Here is an 18007-nt window from a genome sequence, read left to right on the forward strand (position 1 = left end):
CGCTACTCGCGCGGCCAGGGCATGGAGTGGGACGGGCCGCGCCGGTAATGGGTCCAGAGCCGGCAATCGGCGAGCACCCAGTCGCGTCCCGGCGAGCCGAGCATCGCGCCGCCATCCGGGCAGCGCCCGCTTCCCGCCAGCACCCGCGCCGCTTCCGGCAGATTGGCGAGGGACGTGCGCTCGCGATGCTCCCACCGCTCCCAGCGCACCTTGCCGAGCCAGCGCGCATGGACGAAGCGCTCCATGTGGCCGGACCGCTCGACGGACTCGCCGCCGAAATGCTCGGAAACGATCGCCTCCGCAGCATGGGTGCCGGAGCGGCCGTCATCGTCGCGCCAGGGCAGCGCCAGCTCCACCATCCGCCAGCGCGTGAAGGCCAGGTTCCATTGCGTGGGGCAGGCATCGCGTGCGGGGACCCCGTTGAGCCGCACGGTGCGGGCACGCCAGTCGCGCGTGGGCGTGCGGTCCCAGAGCAGCCAGCCGGCCGTGGCGGGGCAGGGGGCGCCCGCCCAGTGCAGCAGGCCGGATGCGCCGTCCTCCGTGGCGTAGATGCCGACGCCGCCGCGATCCAGCCGCACCGCATCGGCGCCGTCGCCCTTGCCTTCGTCGAAGCGGCCGAAGCGCCGCTCGCCATCGCCAAAATCGAAGCTCTGCACCACGACGGGCCCGCCGGCGCGGGTGGCCAGCACCGCGTCGCTGGCCTGCACGCCAGACCAGTCGATGCGGCGATAGGCGAGGCGTCCTTCCGTGGCCGGGCGGGGCTCGGCGCAGCCGGGCTCGACCGGAAGCCGGACCGGGTCGGCGCATTCGTGCTGGGCCAGGAAGGACACTGCCTCCGGCCAGGACAGCGCCTCCGGCACCGGCGCCGCACGCTCGCGTCCCAGGAAGAGGGCGAGGAGGGCGAGCGCCGCGCCACCCAGCAGCATCCGCCTCATCGCATCCTCCCATCGCCCACACCGGGAACGCATCCCGGAGGGGTGACGGCGTCCGCGCCGCGCGTCACTCTTGCCGGAAATCTCGGGAGGGACCCATGGAACTGAAGGGAGCCGTCGCGCTGGTGACGGGCGGCAATGGCGGGCTGGGGCAGCGCATCGTCCACGCCCTGGCGCGCGAGGGCGCGCACATCGCCGTGGTCTATGCGCGCAGCCGCGAGCAGGCGGAGGGCGTCGCCAGGGACTTGCGGTCGCAGCACGGGGTGGAGGCGGAAGCCTTCGCCTGCGACCTCGCCGACCCCGCCGCGATCGAGGCGCTGGTGGAAGCGGTGCGGGGGCGCTTCGGTCGCATCGACATCCTGGTGAACGACGCGGCCTACAACCTCGCCATCCCGTTTCCTGACCTCGATTCCCTGACACTGGAGGTGTGGGACCGCATCATGACGGTTAACCTCACCGGGCCGATGCTGCTGACCAAGGCGGTGGCGCCGGTGATGAAGGCGCAGGGGCAGGGCAGGGTGGTGAACATCGCCTCCGTGGCCGGTCTTGGCCCGACGGGTTCCTCCATCGCCTATGCGGTTTCCAAGGCCGGGCTGATCCACCTGACGCGCTGCATGGCGGTCGCGATGGCGCCGGAAGTGCTGGTGAACTGCGTCGCGCCGGGGCTGCTGGAAGGGACGCGCGCCACGGCCAATCTCCGGCAGGAGCAGATCGAGCGCTCCTCGGCCGGGGCGCTGCTGAAGCGCGCCGCGGACAAGGACGACTGCGCCGACATGGTGGTGACCATGTGCCGGACCGGAACCATGACCGGCCAGACCGTGGTGATCGATTCGGGCCGCGTCTTTCACTGAACCGCCCCAGGTGAGGCGCCGGGGGCAACACCCGGCGCCTGGGGGCGTTGAACCCGCTCGAAGCAGCGAGGGAGCGCAGCCATGGCGCAGGACCAGAAGCGGACGGACGCGCCGCAGCCCAGCGGGCACGAGACGGCGGCCGAAACCGGCGAGGAGGCGAAGCGCCAGGAGGGCGACCGCCAGGACGACGCCCGCCACCGCACCACGCGCGAGGAGATGGACGAGGCCATCTTCCGCGAGGCCGGCAACATGCCGGAACGCAATGAGCGCCCCTGAGGCGCTGACCCGCCCCGCCTGAGGCAAGGCCGATGGCGCGGCCATTCCGGAACCGGGAGGAGGCGGGGCGCCGCCTCGCCGGCCGGCTGGAGCATCTGCGCGGCGCGGCGCCGCTGGTTCTGGCCCTGCCGCGCGGAGGGGTGCCGGTGGCCGCCCCCATCGCCGAGGCGCTCGGCGCGAAGCTGGACCTGCTTCTTGCGCGGAAGGTGGGGGCGCCGGGACAGCCGGAGCTTGCCGTGGGCGCGGTGGTCGAGGGCGACCCGCCGGATTTCGTCGTCAACGACACCATCATCCGCGCCCTTGGCGTGCCGGCCTCCTTCATCGAGGAGCGGCGGGCGGACGAGGTCGCGGAGATCGCGCGGCGAAGGCGGCTCTGGCTCGGCGACGCGCCGCCGCCCGCGGTGGGGGGGCGCGTGGTGATCCTGGTGGATGACGGCATCGCCACCGGGGCGACGATCCGCGTCGCGCTGGCCGCTCTGGCGCGCATGGGCGCCGCGCGGCGCATCGTCGCGGCCCCCGTCGCGCCGGCCGAGGTGGCGACCGCGCTGCGCGCTGAGTGCGACGAGGCGATCATCCTGGAGGAACCTGCCAGCTTCGACGCCGTCGGCTTCTTCTTCGAGGATTTCCGCCAGGTGGACGAGGTGGAGATGCTGGCGCTGCTGCGGCGCTAATCCGCCGTCGCGCCAGCGGCCCGGACCACCGTCGACCAGCGGTCGATCTCCGAGGCGATGAAGGCGGTGAACTCGGCAGGGGTATTGCCCACCGGGTCGGCGCCCTGCTCCACCAGCGCCCGCTCGATCTCCGGGCGGCGCAGCACGGCGATCGCATCCGTGGCGATCTTGGAAACGACCTCCGGAGGGGTACGGGCCGGCGCCGCCATGCCGAACCAGGAGGAAGCGTCGAAGCCCGGGAAGCCGGATTCTTCCATGGTCGGCAGTTCCGGCATGGAGCGAGAGCGGCGGCGACCCGAAACGGCCAGGGCGCGCAGCTGCCCCGACCGCACCTGTTCATTCACCGAAGGCGCGGTGGCGAACATGAAGTCGAGGCGCCGGCTGAGCAGATCGTTCACCGCCACCGCGCCGCGATACGGCACGTGTGTCAGCTCCACCTCCAGCATCCGCGACAGCAGCGCGCCCGCGAGGTGCGAGGCGGTCCCGACGCCGGTGGAGCCGTAGGAAAGCGGGTCGTTCCGCCGCGACCGCGCGAGGGCCACCAGCCCGGCCACGTCCCGGATCGGCGAGGCCTGCGGCACGACGAGGAGGTTCTGCACCTCGGCCAGCAGGGTGATGGCGGAAAGGTCGCGCCGCGCGTCATAAGGCAGATTGCGGTAGAGCGAGTGGTTCACCGCCATGGGCCCGTTGGAGCCGACCAGCAGCGTGTACCCGTCCGGCGCCGAACGGACGACGGTCTCGGTGCCGATGTTGCCGCCTGCGCCGGGGCGGTTCTCCACCACCACCGGCTGGCCCCAAAGTTGCGCCAGCTGGTTGCCGACGAGGCGCGCGATGATGTCGGTCGTCCCGCCAGCCGTGAAGGCGACGATGATCCGCACCGGCCGGTCCGGCCAGGCCTGGGCGCGGGCACCCGGCGCGGCGAGCAGGGAAGGCGCGGCCAGCATCAGGGTTCGGCGGGTGGGGCGCATCGTTCCTCCAGGCGTATCGATTCTTTCGGGAACCCTAGGCGCCGTCCGTCAGCCCGTCAGCCCCTCGCGCGCCGCCACCGCGGTTCCGACCAGCCCGGCATCGGCCGGGCGCCCCGCCAGCAGGATCGAGGCGCGCGGCAGCAGGAAGGGCCAGCAGAAATCGGGCAGCGCCGCCTCGACCCGGCTGCGCAACGCTTCGCCCGATGCCGCGACCCCGCCCGACAGGATGCAGGCCTGAAGGTTCAGCGCGTTCACCAGGATGCCGCAGGCCTGGGCGAGCCGGCGGCAGGCGGCAGAAAGCGCCGCTTCCGCTCGGTCCTCGCCCGCGGCGGCACGGCGGAAGATTTCCTCCACCTGCGTTTCGGCCGCGCCTCCCTTCTGCTCATAGGCCCGGCGGAACCCGCTTGCAGAGCAAAAATCCTCCAGCGTGCGGAAGGGCGGCGCGGAGTCGTCCAGCACCATGGCGCCCAACTCGGGCGGCACCCGGCCCTCGCCGAGCACCGGCTTCCCCCCGACGACGATCCCGCCCCCCACCCCGGTGCCGAGCGCCAGCACCGCGAAGCGCGCCAAGCCGCGCCCGGCTCCATGCTGCGCCTCGCCCAGCGCCGCGGCGGTGCCGTCGTTCAGCATGACCGTGGGCAGGTGCAGCCGCTCCTCCAGCAGGCGTGCCAGCGGCACGCCCGCCAGGAGCGGGACGTTGTGCGTGCCGCTGATCAGCACGCCATCCGAGGGGCGCGCATAGCCCGGCGTCGCGACGCCCAGCGCCACGGCCCGGGCACCGCCCGCCTCCTCGACGCGCCTTGCCGTCTTGGCCAGCCCCTCCAGCATCGTCCCGAGGTCGCGCTGGTCGTCGTAGGGAAGCGCGTCGCGCGCCAGGACCTCTCCTTCCGCGGAAACCAGGGCAAGCTTGAGGTTGGTGCCCCCCACATCCAGGGCGAGGACTGGGGCGGAAGGGCTGGGTCGGGTCACGCGGTTCCTCCGGAAGGGCGGGGCTCCCCTGCCCGGGAAACCTGTCGGCAACGCAACGCAGGGGCCGCCTGGGGGCTTCCTGCCTCCGGAACCACTGGACCAGCCCTGGGAGCCTTCATGTCCGCGACCCGCACGGAGAGCTTCGAGACCGACGTGCCCGCGCGCCTGGATCGCCTTCCCTGGGGCCGCTTCCACTGGCTCATCTGCATCGCCCTGGGCGTGACCTGGATCCTGGACGGGCTGGAGGTGACGCTGGTCGGCTCCCTCGCGCCGGCAATCCGCGACAGCCCGACCCTGGGGCTGACCGAAACGCAGGTGGGTCTCACCGCCTCCGCCTATCTCACTGGGGCGGTCAGCGGGGCGCTGGTCTTCGGCTGGCTGGCCGACCGGCTGGGGCGCAAGCGCCTCTTCACCATCACGCTGCTGATCTACCTCGCCGCCACGATCGGCACCGGCCTGTCCTGGGATTTCTGGTCCTTCGCCTTCTTCCGCGCCATGACCGGCGCCGCGATCGGCGGCGAGTATGCCGCCATCAACTCTGCGATCCAGGAGCTGATTCCGGCGCGGCGCCGTGGCACCACCGATCTGGCGATCAACGGCACCTTCTGGGGCGGCGCGGCCCTGGGCTCCATCGCCTCGCTCTTCCTGCTGAACCCGCAGGTGATCGACCCGGAGATGGGCTGGCGCCTCGCCTTCATCGTCGGCGGCGGCATCTCCCTCATCGTGCTGTGGCTGCGCCGCTTCATCCCCGAAAGCCCGCGCTGGCTGATGACGCATGGGCGCGAGGATGAGGCGGAGCGCATCGTGGCGCGGCTGGAGGCGGAAGCGGAGAAGATCCATGGGCGGCTGCCGCCCCTGACCCATGGCCCGGTGCGGCTGCGGCGCGGCATCCGGATCAGCTTCGGCGACGTGTGGCGCACGATGATCCACGACTACAGGTCCCGCACCGTGCTGGGCCTGACGCTGATGGCCAGCCAGGCCTTCTGCTACAACGGGCTGTTCTTCACCTATGCCCTCGTGCTCACGCGATACAACGGCGTCGAGACGGCCGATGTGGGCTGGTACATGCTGCCCTTCGCCATCGGGAACCTGCTCGGGCCTCTGCTGCTCGGGCCGCTCTTCGACACGGTGGGACGCCGGAAGATGATCACCTTCACCTATGGCATGGCCGGGCTGCTGATGGCATTCACCGCCGTGGCCTTCGCGCTGGGCTGGTTCGGCGCCGTCTCGCAGACCGCGTCCTGGACGCTGATCTTCTTCTTCGCCTCCGCCGCCGCCTCCGCCGCCTACCTGACTGTGGGAGAAAGCTTTCCGCTGGAGATGCGGGCCATGGGCATCAGCCTGTTCTACGCCATGGGTACCGCCATCGGCGGCATCGCGGGGCCGGCGGTGTTCGGCGCCCTGATCCAGTCCGGCGAGCGGGTGAACATCATGGTTGGCTACCTCTTCGGAGCCGCCCTGATGCTCGTTGCCGCTGCGACGGCTTGGCGCCTCGCCTTTGCCGCCGAACGCCAGCCCTTGGAGTTGCTGGCCAAGCCCCTGTCCAGCGAGGGCTGAGGCAAGCGTGACGGCATCCCTTTCCCGCGATAGGTAGTTCACATGGCATCCAATCTTCCCGAGATCGCGTCCGACTGGGCGCTGTTCCTCGACCTGGACGGGACGCTGCTGGACATCGCGCCGCGACCGGACGCGGTGGTGGTGCCGCTGGGCCTCGTGGACAGTCTGCGCGGCGTGGCGGCGCGTCTGGGCGGGGCGGCGGCGATCGTGTCCGGCCGACCGGTGAGCGACGTGGACCGCTTCCTGGCGCCCCTCGCCATGCCGGGTGGCTTCGGCCACGGCACCGAGATCCGCCTGCCTGGCGGCGCCCCCACCCCCTCCCAGGCCGCGCGCACCGTGCCCCGGGAATGGCTTGACCGGTTGCGCGAAGCGGCGTCGGGCTGGCCGGGCGTGCTGGTGGAACCCAAGCCGCATGGCGTCGCCATGCATTTCCGCCTCGCTCCGGAGCGGGAGGCGGAGGTTCACGGCCTGATGCAGCGCTGCGCGTCCGAATGCGAGGGCTACGCGCTGCTGCCGGCGCATATGGCCTTCGAGCTTCGTCCCACCGGCGCCAGCAAGGCGTTGCCGGTGGAGGTGCTGATGCGGCACGCCCCCTTTGGCGGGCGGCGGCCGGTTTTCGTGGGAGATGACGTGACGGACGAGGATGGAATGGAAGCGGCACGCCGCCACGGCGGCTTCGGGCTGCATGTCGGGCGGGATTTCCAAGGCGGTTCGGCCGAGGTGAGGGCGTGGCTGGCGCGGGGGGCCTCGGCATGACGCGGCCGCTCGACCTCGCGGTGATCGGGAATTGCGCCGTTTCCTCGCTGGTCTCCCCCACGGGGCGGCATCTTTGGTTCTGCTACCCCCGCTTCGATGCGGAGCCCGTGCTGAACGCGCTGCTCGGCGGCGAGGATCCGGAGCGCGGCTTCTTTGACGTGACGCTGCGCGGTCAGGCCGCCAGCCGCCAAGCCTATCTCCCGAACTCGGCGGTGCTGGAAACGGTGCTGACCGACGATGCGGGAGCGAGCCTGCGCATCCTCGACCTCGCGCCGCGATTCAAGCGCTACGGGCGCATCTATCGCCCGCCCTCGCTGTTGCGGCGGATCGAGCCGGTCGCCGGCCGCCCTCGCATCCGCATCCGGCTGCGGCCGACCTTCGAGTACGGTCAGCGCATCCCGGTCGTCAGCAACGGCAGCAACCACATCCGCTACGTGAGCGCCGACCAGGTGCTACGCCTGACCACCGACGCGCCGCTCTCCCACATCCTCTACGAGACGGAGTTCGGGCTGGACCGCCCGGTGAACCTCGTCCTCGGTCCCGACGAGACGTTGCCGGAAAGCGCGGAGCAGCACGCGCGCACCTGCCTGTCGGAAACCATCGCCTACTGGGCCGACTGGGTGCGCGGCCTGAACGTGCCCTTCGACTGGCAGGAGGCGGTGATCCGCGCCGCCATCACCCTCAAGCTCTGCTCCTTCGAGGATACGGGGGCGATCGTCGCGGCGCTGACCACCTCCGTGCCCGAGGCGCCGGGCTCCTCCCGCAACTGGGATTACCGCTTCTGCTGGCTGCGCGACGCCTTCTTCACCGTCTCCGCGCTGAACCGGCTCAACGCGACGCTGACCATGGAGGGCTTCGTCCGCTTCGTGCTGGACAGCGTGCTGCAGGACCTGGAAGGCCCGGTCCCGCCGCTCTTCGCCATCGCGCCCGGCCTGGGCACGGAGGAGCGGATCGCGCAGGCGCTGCCGGGCTTCCTGGGCAACGGGCCGGTGCGGGTGGGCAACGCCGCCGTGTCGCAGCGGCAGAATGACGGCTACGGCTCGATCATCCTCACGGCGTCGCAGATGTTCTTCGACACGCGCTTGCCGCGCCGGGGCGATGCCGATCTCTATCGCCAGCTGGCCGTGATCGGGCGCGACGCCGCCCGTTCCGCCTTCGAGCCGGATGCGGGGCTGTGGGAATACCGCGAGCGGGAATCGGTCCATACCTACTCCACCGCCATGTGCTGGGCCGCGGTGGACCGGCTCGCCGGCATCGCCCGCCGCGTCGGGCTGTCGGAGGATGCGAAGGGTTGGGAGGTCCAGGCCGCCGGCATCCGCGAGCGCCTGCTGCGCGAGGCGGTAGTGCCGGAGGAAGGCTGGGTCGCCAGCGCGCTGGGCGGGCGCAGCGTGGACGCCTCCTCCCTGTTGCTGCCGGAGATCGGGCTGCTGCGCGCAAACGACCCGCTCTTCCTGCGCACGCTCGAAATCACGGAACGACGCCTCGTGCGGGACGGGTTCGTGAAGCGCTACGACGAGGCGGATGATTTCGGCCTTCCTGAAACGGCCTTCATTGTTTGTTCATTTTGGTATATCGATGCCCTTGCACGTGTCGGCCGGCGCGAGGAGGCGCGGGCCGTATTCGAGACGGCGCTGTCTTGGCGCAACCATGTCGGGCTGCTGGCGGAGGACGTGGACCCCCGCACCGGCCTGCTCTGGGGCAATTTCCCGCAGACCTATTCGCAGGTCGGGCTGATCCTGTCGGCGATGCGGCTGTCCCGTTCCTGGGAGGAAGGTCTTTGGCGCGGCTAGTCATCGTTTCCAACCGCGTGCCGACCCTTGGCCGGCGCGCGCAGGCGGGCGGGCTGGCCGTGGCGCTGCAATCCGTCGCCTCGCCGGGGACGCTGTGGTTCGGCTGGAGCGGGCAGACCGCGACAAAGACTGCGACCGAACCCCGCATCGGCGAAGCGAGGGGCGTCAGCTACGCGACGCTCGACCTGTCCGCCTCCGACTACGGGCAGTTCTATGTCGGCTTCTCCAACGCCACGCTCTGGCCGCTCTTCCACTTCCGCACCGGGCTGATGCGCTTCAGCCGGGACGACTACGCGGGCTATCTTTCGGTGAACCGCTCCTTCGCCGAGGCGCTGATGCCGCTGCTTCGCCCCGACGACCTCGTCTGGGTGCACGACTACCACCTGATTCCGCTCGGTGAGGAGTTGCGGCGCCTGGGCTACAAGGGGCGGCTGGGCTTCTTCCTCCACATCCCCTTCGTGCCGCCCGCTGTCCTCCAGGTGCTGCCGCCCGCCGCCGAGCTGGTGCGGATGCTCTGCGCCTATGACCTGACCGGCTTCCACACGTCGCGCTTCGTGCAGGACTTCCTGGCGAGCGCCCGCGACCTGGCCGGCGCGGAGGTGACAGAGAATTCGGTGCGCCTCGACGGGCGGGAAACGGCGGTGGGCGCCTTCCCCATTGGCATCGACGCGGCCGCCTTTGCCCGCACGGCCGTGCGCGCGCTGGAGACAGGCTACATCGCGCGCGTCCGCGAAAGCCTGCAAGGCCGCGCCTTGATCGTCAGTGCCGACCGGCTCGACTACTCCAAGGGGCTGCCGAACCGGCTGGAGGGCTTCGGGCGGCTGCTCGCGCGCTTCCCGCAGCATCATCGCAAGGTCAGCTTCCTGCAGATCGCCGCCCGCTCGCGCGAGGATGTGGCGGAGTACCAGTCGCTGCGGCGCGAGCTGGACCGGATGACCGGTGACCTCAACGGCCGCTTCTCGCATTTCGACTGGGTGCCGCTGCGCTACATGACCCAGATGGTGCAGCGGCCGCGCCTCGCGGGACTGTTCCGCATGGCGCGGATCGGGCTGGTGACGCCCTTGCAGGACGGCATGAACCTCGTCGCCAAGGAATTCGTCGCGGCACAGGATTCCGAGGATCCCGGCGTGCTGGTCCTGTCGCGCTTCGCCGGTGCGGCGGAGCAATTGCGCGACGCCTTGATCGTAAACCCCTACGATCCGGACGAGATCGCCGACGCCATGCACGCGGCGTTGGAAATGCCGCTGGAGGAGCGCAAGCGCCGCCACGACTCGCTGCGCGAGGCGGTGTTCCAGGGCACCGCCGCGCAATTCTGCGCCTCCTACCTCGATGCATTCGAGGCCGTCCCGCTGGCGGCCTGACTACTCGCGCTCCGCCAGGAAGGCGCGCAGCTCCTCCGCCCAGAAGCGCGCCTGCCCGGTGGTACCGTGGCCCAGGCTCTCGGCGCCGGCAGGGAGGAGAAGGAGGCGCCCGCGCGGCACGCGGCGCATCGCTGCCTCCATCAGCCCCGTCTCCGGCGGGTTGCGTTCGTCATCGGCGGCGTTGACCGCCAGCACACGCGCCCGGATGCGGTCGAGTAGCGGCTCGGGGTCGTAGTCGCGCGACGAGTCCCACTGGTAGACGAAGTCATTGGCATCGGCCGTCACCCGCGCGGCGAGGCGCGCTTCCACGAGCCGGTCCGCCGCCTCGCGCGTCGCGGCCTGCTGCTGGAGGCGCAGCGTGCCGCCATTGGTGCCCGTCGCGTAGAACACGTTGGCGAGGCGCAGCGAGGCCGGCTGCGTCGTGTAGTTGCCGTCCTGATAGGCCGGGTCCTGCCGGATGGATTCCACCAGCAGGCGCCGCATCATCCAGTTTCGCCCCGACATGGCGGTCGGCTGCGACGCCATGGGGACCAGCGCCTCCATCATGTCGGGATAGGTGACGCCCCAGAGCCAGGCGTGCATCCCGCCCATGGAGTTGCCGATGACGAGGCGCAGCCGCTCGATCCCCAACCCCTCAGTCACCAGCCGGTGCTGCGCGGAGACCATGTCTGCGTAGTTGTAGCGCGGGAATCGCGCGCGCAGCCCGTCGGACGGCTTGGAGGAGCGACCCGCACCCAGCGCATCCGGCAGGATGATGAAGTGGCGCGCCGCATCCAACGGCTGTCCAGGACCGAAAAGCTGCCCGGCGAAAGCGGGAGTGAGAAGGGAGCGAGCCGACCCTGCCGTGCCGTGCAGCACGAGCACCGGTGCTCCGCGTGGATCGCCGATCGTCGTGTAGTGCAGGCGCAACTCCGGCATCACCTCGCCAGTGTGGAAGCGGAAGTCGCGGGCGATCCAGCTTTCCTCGCGCGGCGTCGGATAGGATTGTGCCCTGGCGGCAAGGGGGAGGGCGGCAAGGCCGAGACCAAGCGCCATGGCGGCGCGTCGGCTTGGAAGGGGAAGGATCATGACGTTGCGCTCCCGTTTCTTTGCCGCGAGGCTAGCGGAGCGGAGCAGGCGGGGGCCAGGGCTTTCCGTGTGCCCCGGGGCTCCTATCATCGGCCGCGCGAACGGAGGGGAAGCGGATGGCGGAGGCGGCCATGACTTGGCACGGGGTGATCACGGAGGTGCTGCGGCGAAGCGAGGTCCGTCTCGTCACCTACGTGCCCGACAACGTGCTGCGCCCCCTGATCGGCGAGATCGAGGCCGATCCCTTCTTCACCGCCTTCCCGGTCGCGCGGGAGGAGGAGGGGGTGGGCATCGTGTGCGGCGCCTGGATGGGCGGGCTGCGTGGCATCCTGCTGATGCAGACCAGCGGCTTCGCCACCCTCGCCAACGTCATCGCCTCGCTGCCCTGCGCGGCGCAGATCCCGATGGTGATGATGGTGTCGGAGCGCGGGACGCTGGGCGAGTTCAACCTGGGCCAGGCACTGGTGTGCCGGACGATGCGGCCCGTGCTGGACGCGCTGGCGATGGAGCACCACACCGTCACGCGGCTGGACGAGACAGAGTTCACCGTTGAGCGCACGCTGCGCCAGGCCTTCGCGACGCAGGCGCCCGCCTGCCTGATCCTTTCGCCGCTGCTGACCGGCGGCAAGACCGTGAAGGCGTGAGGACCATGGAAACCCTGCACAACGCCAAGGTGATGAACCGCTTCGACCTGACGAAGCGCCTCGTCGCCAAGCTGAAGGACGAGGCCGTGATCGGCGGCATCGGCAACAGCAATTTCGACCTTTGGGCCTCGGGCCACCGGCCGCAGAATTTCTACATGCTGGGCTCCATGGGCCTCGCCGCGCCGATCGCGCTGGGCTTCGCCCTGGCGCAGCCGCAGCGGCGCGTCTTTGCGCTGGAGGGCGACGGTTCGCTGCTGATGCAGTTGGGCTGCCTGTCCACGATCGCCACGCGGGCGCCGCGCAACCTCTGCGTCATCTTGTGGGACAACGGCGTCTACCAGATCACCGGCTCGCAGCCGACGCCGGCCGCGACGGCGCGCACCGACTTCGTTGCCATCGCGCGGGCCAGCGGCCTCCCGCAGAGCCATTGGGCGGCGGACGAGGCGGAGTTCGAATCGCTGGTGGACGCTTCGCTGGCCGGGGAGGGGCCGTTCTTCATCGGCGTGCGCGTGGACAGCCAGCCCGCGGTGGCGCAGCCCGAGCGCGATCCGTCGCGCATCCGCGACGCCTTCATGCGCGGGGTCGGCAGCAAGGGCTAGGGCGGCGCGTTCCGCTGCGGCATGATCGGCCTGGGAAACTCAACCAGGAATCCATCATGCGCCGACCCTTCCTTGCCTTCGCCGCCGCGCTGCTGCTCTCCGGCACCGCGGTGGCGCAGCAGGCCCAGCCGCCCATGCGCCTCATCGTCGGCTTCCCGCCGGGCGGCGGCATCGACCTGCTGACCCGCGTGATGGCGGAGGAGCTGGGCAGCCGCCTCGGCCGCACCGTGGTGGTGGAGAACCGCACCGGGGCGGGCGGCAACATCGCCGCCGACGCCGTCGCCAAGGCGGCGCCGGATGGCAACACGCTGGGCGCGGTCCCGGCGGGGCCGCTGGTGATCAACCGGCACCTCTACCGCTCCATGCCCTTCGACCCGCTGAACGACCTTGCCCCCGTTAGCCGCTTCGCTGCCATTCCGGTCATCTTCATGAGCGCGCCCAATTCGGGCATCACCGACATGGCGGGGCTGCGGGCGGCGCTGGCGCGCGGTCCCATCCCATGCGGCACGCCGGGGGCGGGGACCACCCAGCACCTAGCGACCGCGCTGCTGATGCGCGCGCTGGAGCGGGACTGCACGATCGTCCACTACCGCGGCACCGGCCCGGCCCTGCCGGACCTCCTGAACGGCACCATCACCACCTACACCGACACGGTGGTGACCGGCCTGCCGCCGACGCGCGACGGCCGCGCCCGCGCCCTGGCCATCGCCTCGCCGCAGCGCCTGTCCTTCGCGCCGGACGTGCCCACCGTGGCGGAGACGGTGCCCGGCTATTCCGCTGAGACCTGGCTGGCGCTGATGGCGCCGCGCGGCACGTCTGAGCCGGTCCTGGCGCGGCTGGAGCAGGTGATGCGCGAGACAGCACGTGAGCCGCGCGTCGTGGCGCGGCTGCGGGAACTGGGCGCGGAAGCCGTGGGCTCCACCCGCGCCGAACTGGCCGAGACGATCCGCAGCCAGGACGCGATGTGGGCGCCAGTGGTCCGCGCCACGGGCGTCACGGTGGATTGAAGGGAGCTGCAGGCAAAAGAATGGCCGCTAACTCAGGGAGTTAGCGGCCAAGTCATACAGGGAGGCTTCACGTCTGGGAGACGTGGGACCCGAAGGCCCCGACAGCGCTCGCGCGCCGTTGGAGGAATCAATACTCCTCCCACCGCCATGCGGAATCAGCAAAACATCGCTTCAGTCATGCGCGCGACGCGGGGCAATTTCCAGGATGTGGAAAGGAGATGATCAGGCTCGGTCGCCGCCCGCAGGGTGCGACAGTTCGGAGACGAGGAAGTCCCGAAAGACCGAAACCCGCTTCGAGGCGCGCATTTCCTCCGGATACACGAAGTAGGCATTGATCTTCGGTGCCTTGAGCTCCGGCAGGACGGTCAGCAGGCCCTCAAGCTCCGGACCCATGTAGTCCGGCATGGCGGCGAGGCCGAGGCCCGACTGCACGGCGCGCAGCATGCCGATGAGGCTGTTGCACTCCACCGTGCCGCGCCGGCCCTGTCCAGGCTTGCGGCCAATCTCGGCCAGCCAGTTGATCTCCTCGACGGGCGGCCGGTAGTCGCCCCAGACAATCAGCCGGTGCGCGTCCAGCTCCTCCGGCCGTTGCGGGATGCCGTGGCGCTTCAGGTAGTCGGGCGCGCCGACGATACGCCAGCCGAAGGTGGCGACATGGCGCTGGATCAGGTCCGGCTGGCGGGGCGGGTGCATGCGGATGGCGACATCCGCCTCGCGCATCGCCAGGTCCAGGTCGGCGTCGTCCAGGATCACCGACACGTTGATGTCTGGATACGCTTCCAGGAAGCGGTGCAGGCGCGGCGCGAGCCAAGTGGACCCGAAGCCGGTCGTGGTCGTCACCTTCAGCCGCCCGGCCGGGCGTTCCCGTCCCTCGGTCAGCAGCGCCTCGGTCATGGCGAGCTTGGCGAAGACCTCGCGAACCGTGCGGTTCAGCGTCTCGCCTGCCTCGGTCAGGATCAGGCCGCGCGCATGGCGGTGGAAGAGTGGCACGGAGAGTGCTTCCTCCAGGGCCTGGATCTGCCGCGACACCGCGCTTTGCGACAGGGCCAGCGTCTCGCCCGCATGGGTGAAGGAACCGGCTTCGGCGACGGCGTGGAAGACGCGCAGCTTGTCCCAGTCGAGCGGCATCACGCGACCCTCTCCTTGCTGGTTTCCGTTCCGTAGGAGGCGGACGAGGGCGCCGAGGCCGCGCGGTGCGCCAGCCACTTCTCGGCATCCAGCGCCGCCATGCAGCCGGTTCCGGCCGCGGTCACCGCCTGGCGGTAGATGCGGTCGGCCACGTCGCCCGCCGCGAAGACGCCCGGGACGGTGGTGCGGGTCGAGCCCGGCTCCACCAGGAGGTAGCCGCCCTCGTCCATCGCAAGCTGGCCGCGGAACAGGGCAGTGGCCGGCTCATGCCCGATCGCGACGAAGACGCCGTCCACCGGGAGTTCCCGCCTCTCGCCGCTTCGCGCATCGCGCAGCTGCAGGGCGCGGGCGATGGGGCGCGCCGTATCGGTGCCGAGCATCGCCTCCGTCACCTGGTTCCACAGGATCGTGACGTTCTCCTTGGCGAAGAGACGCTGCTGCAGGATCTTCTCGGCCCGCAGGGAGTCGCGCCGGTGCACCAGCGTGACGTGCCTCGCGAGGTTGGAGAGGTAGAGCGCCTCTTCCACCGCGCTGTTGCCGCCGCCGATCACTGCAACATCCTTGCCGCGGAAGAAGAACCCGTCGCAGGTGGCGCAGGCAGAGACGCCGAAGCCCGAAAGCTCCTTTTCGCCAGGAATGCCGAGCCAACGCGCCTGTGCGCCGGTCGCGATGACCACCGCATCCGCCTCGTAGCGGTCGCCCGAATCGCACTCCGCGACGAAGGGATGGCTGGAGAAGTCCACGCGGGTGACGAGGTCGTAGACGAGCTTCGTGCCGACATGTTCCGCCTGCGCACGCATCTGTTCCATCAGCCAGGGGCCCTGCACCGCCTCGGCGAAACCAGGGTAGTTCTCGACATCGGTGGTGATGGTCAGCTGTCCGCCCGGCTGCATTCCCGCGACCAGAACGGGCGCGAGCCCAGCACGGGCGGCGTAGATGGCGGCGGTGTAGCCGGCAGGGCCTGCGCCGATGATCAGCAAGCGGGGCGTGTGTGTGGGCACAGTTGAATCCGGGGCGTCGTGTGCGTTGCGTGCATATCTGCCCATCGAGCCATGTGGGACAAGCCCGGAGCTTGCCTTTCTCCGCATCCGCAAGGATATTGCGCGCCATGCCCGGTACCAGCAAGGAAACGACTGCCCGACTCCGGGCCGATCTGGACGCCATCGACCTGCGGATTCTAGCCGAATTGCAGGCCGATGGGCGGATCACCAATGTCGACCTCGCGCAGCGTGTCGGCCTGTCCGCGCCGCCCTGCCTCCGCCGCGTCCGCCGGCTGGAGGAGACGGGCGTGCTGCGCGGCTATCATGCCGACATCGAGCCGGCGGCGCTCGGCTTCGATGTCACCTTCTTCGCCATCGTCGGGCTGGAGTCGCAGAAGCAGGCGGTGCTGGACGCCTTCGAGGCCGAGGTGACCTCCTGGCCCGAGGTGCGCGAGTGTCACATGATTCGCGGCGGGGGCGATTTCCTGCTGCGCCTCGTGGCGCGGGACACGCCGCACGAGAACGAGCTGACCTCACGCCTTACCGGCTCGCCGCACGTGCTGCGGGTGCAGACCTTGCAGACCATCCGCATCGGCAAGAGCGAGGCCGGGGTGCCGGTCACGCCCTGATCAGGGCGAGCGGCGCACCACGTAGTCGCCCGCCTCCAGCGCCGCCACGATCGCATCGGCCTGGATGCGGTCGCGCACCTCGATCATCAGCTCCAGCTCCGCCGTCTGGACGGAAGGGGCGGCAAAGAGGCGCTGGTGGCTGACCTCGATCACGTTGCCGCCCGCCTCCGCCACGCGGGTGGCGATGTCCGCCAGCACGCCCGGGCGGTCCGGGATGTCCAGGTGCAGGCGCAGGAGCCGCCCGTCGCGAAGCAGGTTCCGCAGCAGGACGTTGGACAGGATGCGAGGGTCGATGTTGCCGCCGCAGACCGGCGTACCGACGCGCCTGCCGGCGAAGCGCTCCGGGAAGGACAGGATGGCGGCGAGGCCGGCGGCGCCGGCACCTTCGGCCACCACCTTGGCGCCCTCGGCCAGCAGGGCGATGGCCTGCTCCACCGCGCGCTCCGGCACCACAAGCACCTCGGCGCCGTGCTTGCGCAGCAGTTCCAGCGGCAACTCCCCTACGTCGCGCACGGCGATGCCCTCGGCGATGGTCGGGCCGCCCACCTGGACCGGCCGCCCCGCGAGGCGCTGCGCCATGGCCGGGTAGCCCTCCACCTCCACCCCGAAGACCGGAAGGCCGGGGCGCAGCGCGGCGGCCGCGACCGCGCAGCCGGCGACAAGGCCGCCACCACCCGTGGGCAGGATCAGCGCCTCGAGCTCCGGCGCTTCCTCCAGCATCTCAAGGGCCAGCGTGCCCTGGCCGGCCAGGACGCCTGGGTCGTCATAGGGGTGGATGAAGACGAAGCCGTGCTCGCGCGCCAGCGCATGGGCGTGGGCGGCGGCCTCGGCCAGGGTCTCGCCGTGCAGCACCACCCGCGCGCCGAAGCCCTCGGTGCGGAGCACCTTGTTGGCCGGGGTGAAGCGCGGCATCACGATGGTGGCCGAGACCCCCATCAGCGTGGCGTGGCGCGCCACGGCCTGGGCGTGGTTGCCGGCCGACATGGCGATCACCCCCGCCTCACGCTCGCGCGCGGAAAGCAGGGCCAGGCGGTTCGCCGCGCCTCGCTCCTTGAAGGCGCCCGTGGCCTGGAGGTTGTCGAGCTTCAGCAGCACGGTCGCGCCCGCGGCGCGGGACACGGACGGGGCTTCGATCAGCGGCGTGCGGAGGACGCGCCCGGCGATCCGGCCAGCGGCCGCCTGGATGTCGGCGAGGGTAACGGGCATGGGTCAGGCTTTCCGGCCGCCCGTCGCCGGGCGGCCGCAGGCGCGGTCAGAAGCTGACCTGGGTGATCTCGACGGCGCGGGAGCCGCCGGGGGCAGGGACCTCGACGCTGTCGCCGACCTTCTTGCCCATCAGCGCCTTCGCCAGCGGCGAGGACAGGGAGATGGAGTTGGACTTCATGTCCGCCTCGTACTGGCCGACGATGCGGTAGGTCTGCTCCTTCTCCGTCTCCTCATCCAGGATCGTGACCTTGGCGCCGAAGCGCACCTGGTCGCCGGTCATGCGGGACACGTCGATCACCTCGACGGAGGGGATGATGGATTCTAGCTCGCCGATTCGGCCCTCGATAAAGGATTGCCGCTCGCGCGCCGCGTGGTACTCGGCATTCTCGCTCAGGTCGCCATGCGCGCGGGCCTCGGCGATGGCGCGGATGATGGACGGGCGCTCCTCGCTCTTGAGGAGGCGCAGTTCCTCTTCCAGCTTGGCCAGACCTTCGGCGGTCATGGGGAACTTCTGCAAGGCTCCGGTCCTTCGCGATGCTTTTCCGCCGGGGCCAACGACCCGTTCCTTCGCTCCGGCGGTGAGGGGTGGGGAGGGGGCCTGATCGCCCCCGCCCG

General features: G+C 70.7%; 19 protein-coding genes. 11 read left to right on the forward strand and 8 right to left on the reverse strand.

The window, feature by feature from the left end:
• Positions 1-2: 2 nt before the first annotated feature.
• Positions 3-935 (reverse strand): hypothetical protein, encoded by a 933-nt coding sequence (locus OF850_RS08290; RefSeq protein WP_301589532.1) that lies wholly within the window; start codon positions 933-935, stop codon positions 3-5.
• 95 nt (positions 936-1030) lie between these two features.
• Between OF850_RS08290 and OF850_RS08295 the strand changes: the two genes are divergently transcribed.
• From OF850_RS08295 to OF850_RS08305, 3 genes are all read left to right on the forward strand, one after another.
• Positions 1031-1783, forward strand: coding sequence for an SDR family NAD(P)-dependent oxidoreductase (locus OF850_RS08295; RefSeq protein WP_301589533.1), 753 nt, complete (start codon positions 1031-1033; stop codon positions 1781-1783).
• A gap of 81 nt (positions 1784-1864) precedes the next feature.
• Complete coding sequence (locus OF850_RS08300; protein ID WP_301589534.1) at positions 1865-2059, forward strand: hypothetical protein; 195 nt, start codon at positions 1865-1867, stop codon at positions 2057-2059.
• Between the two features lie 32 nt (positions 2060-2091).
• Positions 2092-2730 (forward strand): phosphoribosyltransferase, encoded by a 639-nt coding sequence (locus OF850_RS08305; protein ID WP_301589535.1) that lies wholly within the window; start codon positions 2092-2094, stop codon positions 2728-2730.
• Here the strand turns inward: OF850_RS08305 and OF850_RS08310 are convergent.
• Both OF850_RS08310 and OF850_RS08315 read right to left on the reverse strand, forming a co-directional pair.
• Entirely contained in the window at positions 2727-3698 is a 972-nt protein-coding gene (locus OF850_RS08310) for a Bug family tripartite tricarboxylate transporter substrate binding protein (RefSeq protein ID WP_301589537.1), read from the reverse strand. The genes OF850_RS08305 and OF850_RS08310 overlap by 4 nt on opposite strands.
• 48 nt (positions 3699-3746) lie before the next feature.
• The gene (locus OF850_RS08315; protein WP_301589538.1) at positions 3747-4667 is read right to left on the reverse strand and encodes an ROK family protein; all 921 of its coding nucleotides are present in this window, start codon (positions 4665-4667) and stop codon (positions 3747-3749) included.
• Positions 4668-4784: 117 nt separating this feature from the next.
• On the opposite strand from OF850_RS08315, the gene OF850_RS08320 reads away from it, so the two are divergent.
• The 4 genes from OF850_RS08320 to OF850_RS08335 are packed head-to-tail and all read left to right on the forward strand — an operon-like array spanning position 4785 to position 10131.
• Entirely contained in the window at positions 4785-6224 is a 1440-nt protein-coding gene (locus OF850_RS08320) for an MFS transporter (protein ID WP_301589539.1), read from the forward strand.
• A 42-nt stretch (positions 6225-6266) separates the two neighbouring features.
• Positions 6267-6980 carry a trehalose-phosphatase gene (gene otsB, locus OF850_RS08325; RefSeq protein WP_301589540.1) on the forward strand — a complete coding sequence of 238 codons (714 nt, stop codon included), beginning with the start codon at positions 6267-6269 and terminating at the stop codon, positions 6978-6980.
• Entirely contained in the window at positions 6953-8770 is a 1818-nt protein-coding gene (locus OF850_RS08330; protein WP_368044680.1) for a glycoside hydrolase family 15 protein, read from the forward strand. Before otsB ends, OF850_RS08330 begins: the two co-directional genes overlap by 28 nt.
• On the forward strand, positions 8758-10131 hold the full coding sequence (locus OF850_RS08335) for an alpha,alpha-trehalose-phosphate synthase (UDP-forming) (protein WP_301589541.1): 1374 nt from the start codon (positions 8758-8760) through the stop codon (positions 10129-10131). Before OF850_RS08330 ends, OF850_RS08335 begins: the two co-directional genes overlap by 13 nt.
• Here the strand turns inward: OF850_RS08335 and OF850_RS08340 are convergent, their stop codons facing one another.
• The gene (locus tag OF850_RS08340) at positions 10132-11199 is read right to left on the reverse strand and encodes an alpha/beta fold hydrolase (protein ID WP_301589542.1); all 1068 of its coding nucleotides are present in this window, start codon (positions 11197-11199) and stop codon (positions 10132-10134) included.
• 116 nt (positions 11200-11315) lie between these two features.
• Here OF850_RS08340 and OF850_RS08345 point away from each other — a divergent pair, with 116 nt between their 5' ends.
• From OF850_RS08345 to OF850_RS08355, 3 genes are read left to right on the forward strand one after another with little or no spacing between them, the layout of a single operon-like run.
• Positions 11316-11843, forward strand: a complete 528-nt coding sequence (locus OF850_RS08345; RefSeq protein ID WP_301589543.1) for a decarboxylase — start codon at positions 11316-11318, stop codon at positions 11841-11843.
• A gap of 5 nt (positions 11844-11848) precedes the next feature.
• A complete protein-coding gene (locus tag OF850_RS08350; RefSeq protein ID WP_301589544.1) occupies positions 11849-12442 on the forward strand; it encodes a thiamine pyrophosphate-dependent enzyme in 594 nt (197 codons plus the stop codon).
• Positions 12443-12498: 56 nt separating this feature from the next.
• On the forward strand, positions 12499-13449 hold the full coding sequence (locus tag OF850_RS08355; RefSeq protein WP_301589545.1) for a Bug family tripartite tricarboxylate transporter substrate binding protein: 951 nt from the start codon (positions 12499-12501) through the stop codon (positions 13447-13449).
• Positions 13450-13671: 222 nt separating this feature from the next.
• Here OF850_RS08355 and OF850_RS08360 read toward each other — a convergent pair whose 3' ends face one another.
• Both OF850_RS08360 and trxB read right to left on the reverse strand, forming a co-directional pair.
• Positions 13672-14577 (reverse strand): LysR family transcriptional regulator, encoded by a 906-nt coding sequence (locus OF850_RS08360; protein ID WP_301589671.1) that lies wholly within the window; start codon positions 14575-14577, stop codon positions 13672-13674.
• Positions 14577-15623 carry a thioredoxin-disulfide reductase gene (gene trxB, locus OF850_RS08365; protein ID WP_301589546.1) on the reverse strand — a complete coding sequence of 349 codons (1047 nt, stop codon included), beginning with the start codon at positions 15621-15623 and terminating at the stop codon, positions 14577-14579. The genes OF850_RS08360 and trxB overlap by 1 nt, the downstream gene beginning before the upstream one ends.
• A gap of 62 nt (positions 15624-15685) precedes the next feature.
• Between trxB and OF850_RS08370 the strand changes: the two genes are divergently transcribed.
• Positions 15686-16186 (forward strand): Lrp/AsnC family transcriptional regulator, encoded by a 501-nt coding sequence (locus OF850_RS08370; RefSeq protein WP_301589548.1) that lies wholly within the window; start codon positions 15686-15688, stop codon positions 16184-16186.
• Here OF850_RS08370 and OF850_RS08375 read toward each other — a convergent pair whose 3' ends face one another.
• The gene (locus OF850_RS08375; RefSeq protein WP_301589550.1) at positions 16187-17392 is read right to left on the reverse strand and encodes a threonine ammonia-lyase; all 1206 of its coding nucleotides are present in this window, start codon (positions 17390-17392) and stop codon (positions 16187-16189) included.
• A 46-nt stretch (positions 17393-17438) separates the two neighbouring features.
• Positions 17439-17909, reverse strand: coding sequence for a transcription elongation factor GreA (gene greA / locus OF850_RS08380; protein WP_301589552.1), 471 nt, complete (start codon positions 17907-17909; stop codon positions 17439-17441).
• Positions 17910-18007: the final 98 nt, after the last annotated feature.

The sequence above is a fragment of the Sabulicella glaciei genome (genome assembly GCF_026183895.1).
GTDB lineage: Bacteria > Pseudomonadota > Alphaproteobacteria > Acetobacterales > Acetobacteraceae > Roseococcus > Roseococcus glaciei.

Excerpts from the sequence above, each read along its gene's own strand:
- OF850_RS08290 (WP_301589532.1), bottom strand. The coding sequence starts at position 935 with ATGAGGCGGATGCTGCTGGGTGGCGCGGCGCTCGCCCTCCTCGCCCTC.
- OF850_RS08295 (WP_301589533.1), top strand. The coding sequence starts at position 1,031 with ATGGAACTGAAGGGAGCCGTCGCGCTGGTGACGGGCGGCAATGGCGGG.
- OF850_RS08300 (WP_301589534.1), top strand. The coding sequence starts at position 1,865 with ATGGCGCAGGACCAGAAGCGGACGGACGCGCCGCAGCCCAGCGGGCAC.
- OF850_RS08305 (WP_301589535.1), top strand. The coding sequence starts at position 2,092 with ATGGCGCGGCCATTCCGGAACCGGGAGGAGGCGGGGCGCCGCCTCGCC.
- OF850_RS08310 (WP_301589537.1), bottom strand. The coding sequence starts at position 3,698 with ATGCGCCCCACCCGCCGAACCCTGATGCTGGCCGCGCCTTCCCTGCTC.
- OF850_RS08320 (WP_301589539.1), top strand. The coding sequence starts at position 4,785 with ATGTCCGCGACCCGCACGGAGAGCTTCGAGACCGACGTGCCCGCGCGC.
- otsB (WP_301589540.1), top strand. The coding sequence starts at position 6,267 with ATGGCATCCAATCTTCCCGAGATCGCGTCCGACTGGGCGCTGTTCCTC.
- OF850_RS08340 (WP_301589542.1), bottom strand. The coding sequence starts at position 11,199 with ATGATCCTTCCCCTTCCAAGCCGACGCGCCGCCATGGCGCTTGGTCTC.
- OF850_RS08345 (WP_301589543.1), top strand. The coding sequence starts at position 11,316 with ATGGCGGAGGCGGCCATGACTTGGCACGGGGTGATCACGGAGGTGCTG.
- OF850_RS08350 (WP_301589544.1), top strand. The coding sequence starts at position 11,849 with ATGGAAACCCTGCACAACGCCAAGGTGATGAACCGCTTCGACCTGACG.
- OF850_RS08355 (WP_301589545.1), top strand. The coding sequence starts at position 12,499 with ATGCGCCGACCCTTCCTTGCCTTCGCCGCCGCGCTGCTGCTCTCCGGC.
- OF850_RS08360 (WP_301589671.1), bottom strand. The coding sequence starts at position 14,577 with ATGCCGCTCGACTGGGACAAGCTGCGCGTCTTCCACGCCGTCGCCGAA.
- trxB (WP_301589546.1), bottom strand. The coding sequence starts at position 15,623 with ATGGGCAGATATGCACGCAACGCACACGACGCCCCGGATTCAACTGTG.
- OF850_RS08370 (WP_301589548.1), top strand. The coding sequence starts at position 15,686 with ATGCCCGGTACCAGCAAGGAAACGACTGCCCGACTCCGGGCCGATCTG.
- OF850_RS08375 (WP_301589550.1), bottom strand. The coding sequence starts at position 17,392 with ATGCCCGTTACCCTCGCCGACATCCAGGCGGCCGCTGGCCGGATCGCC.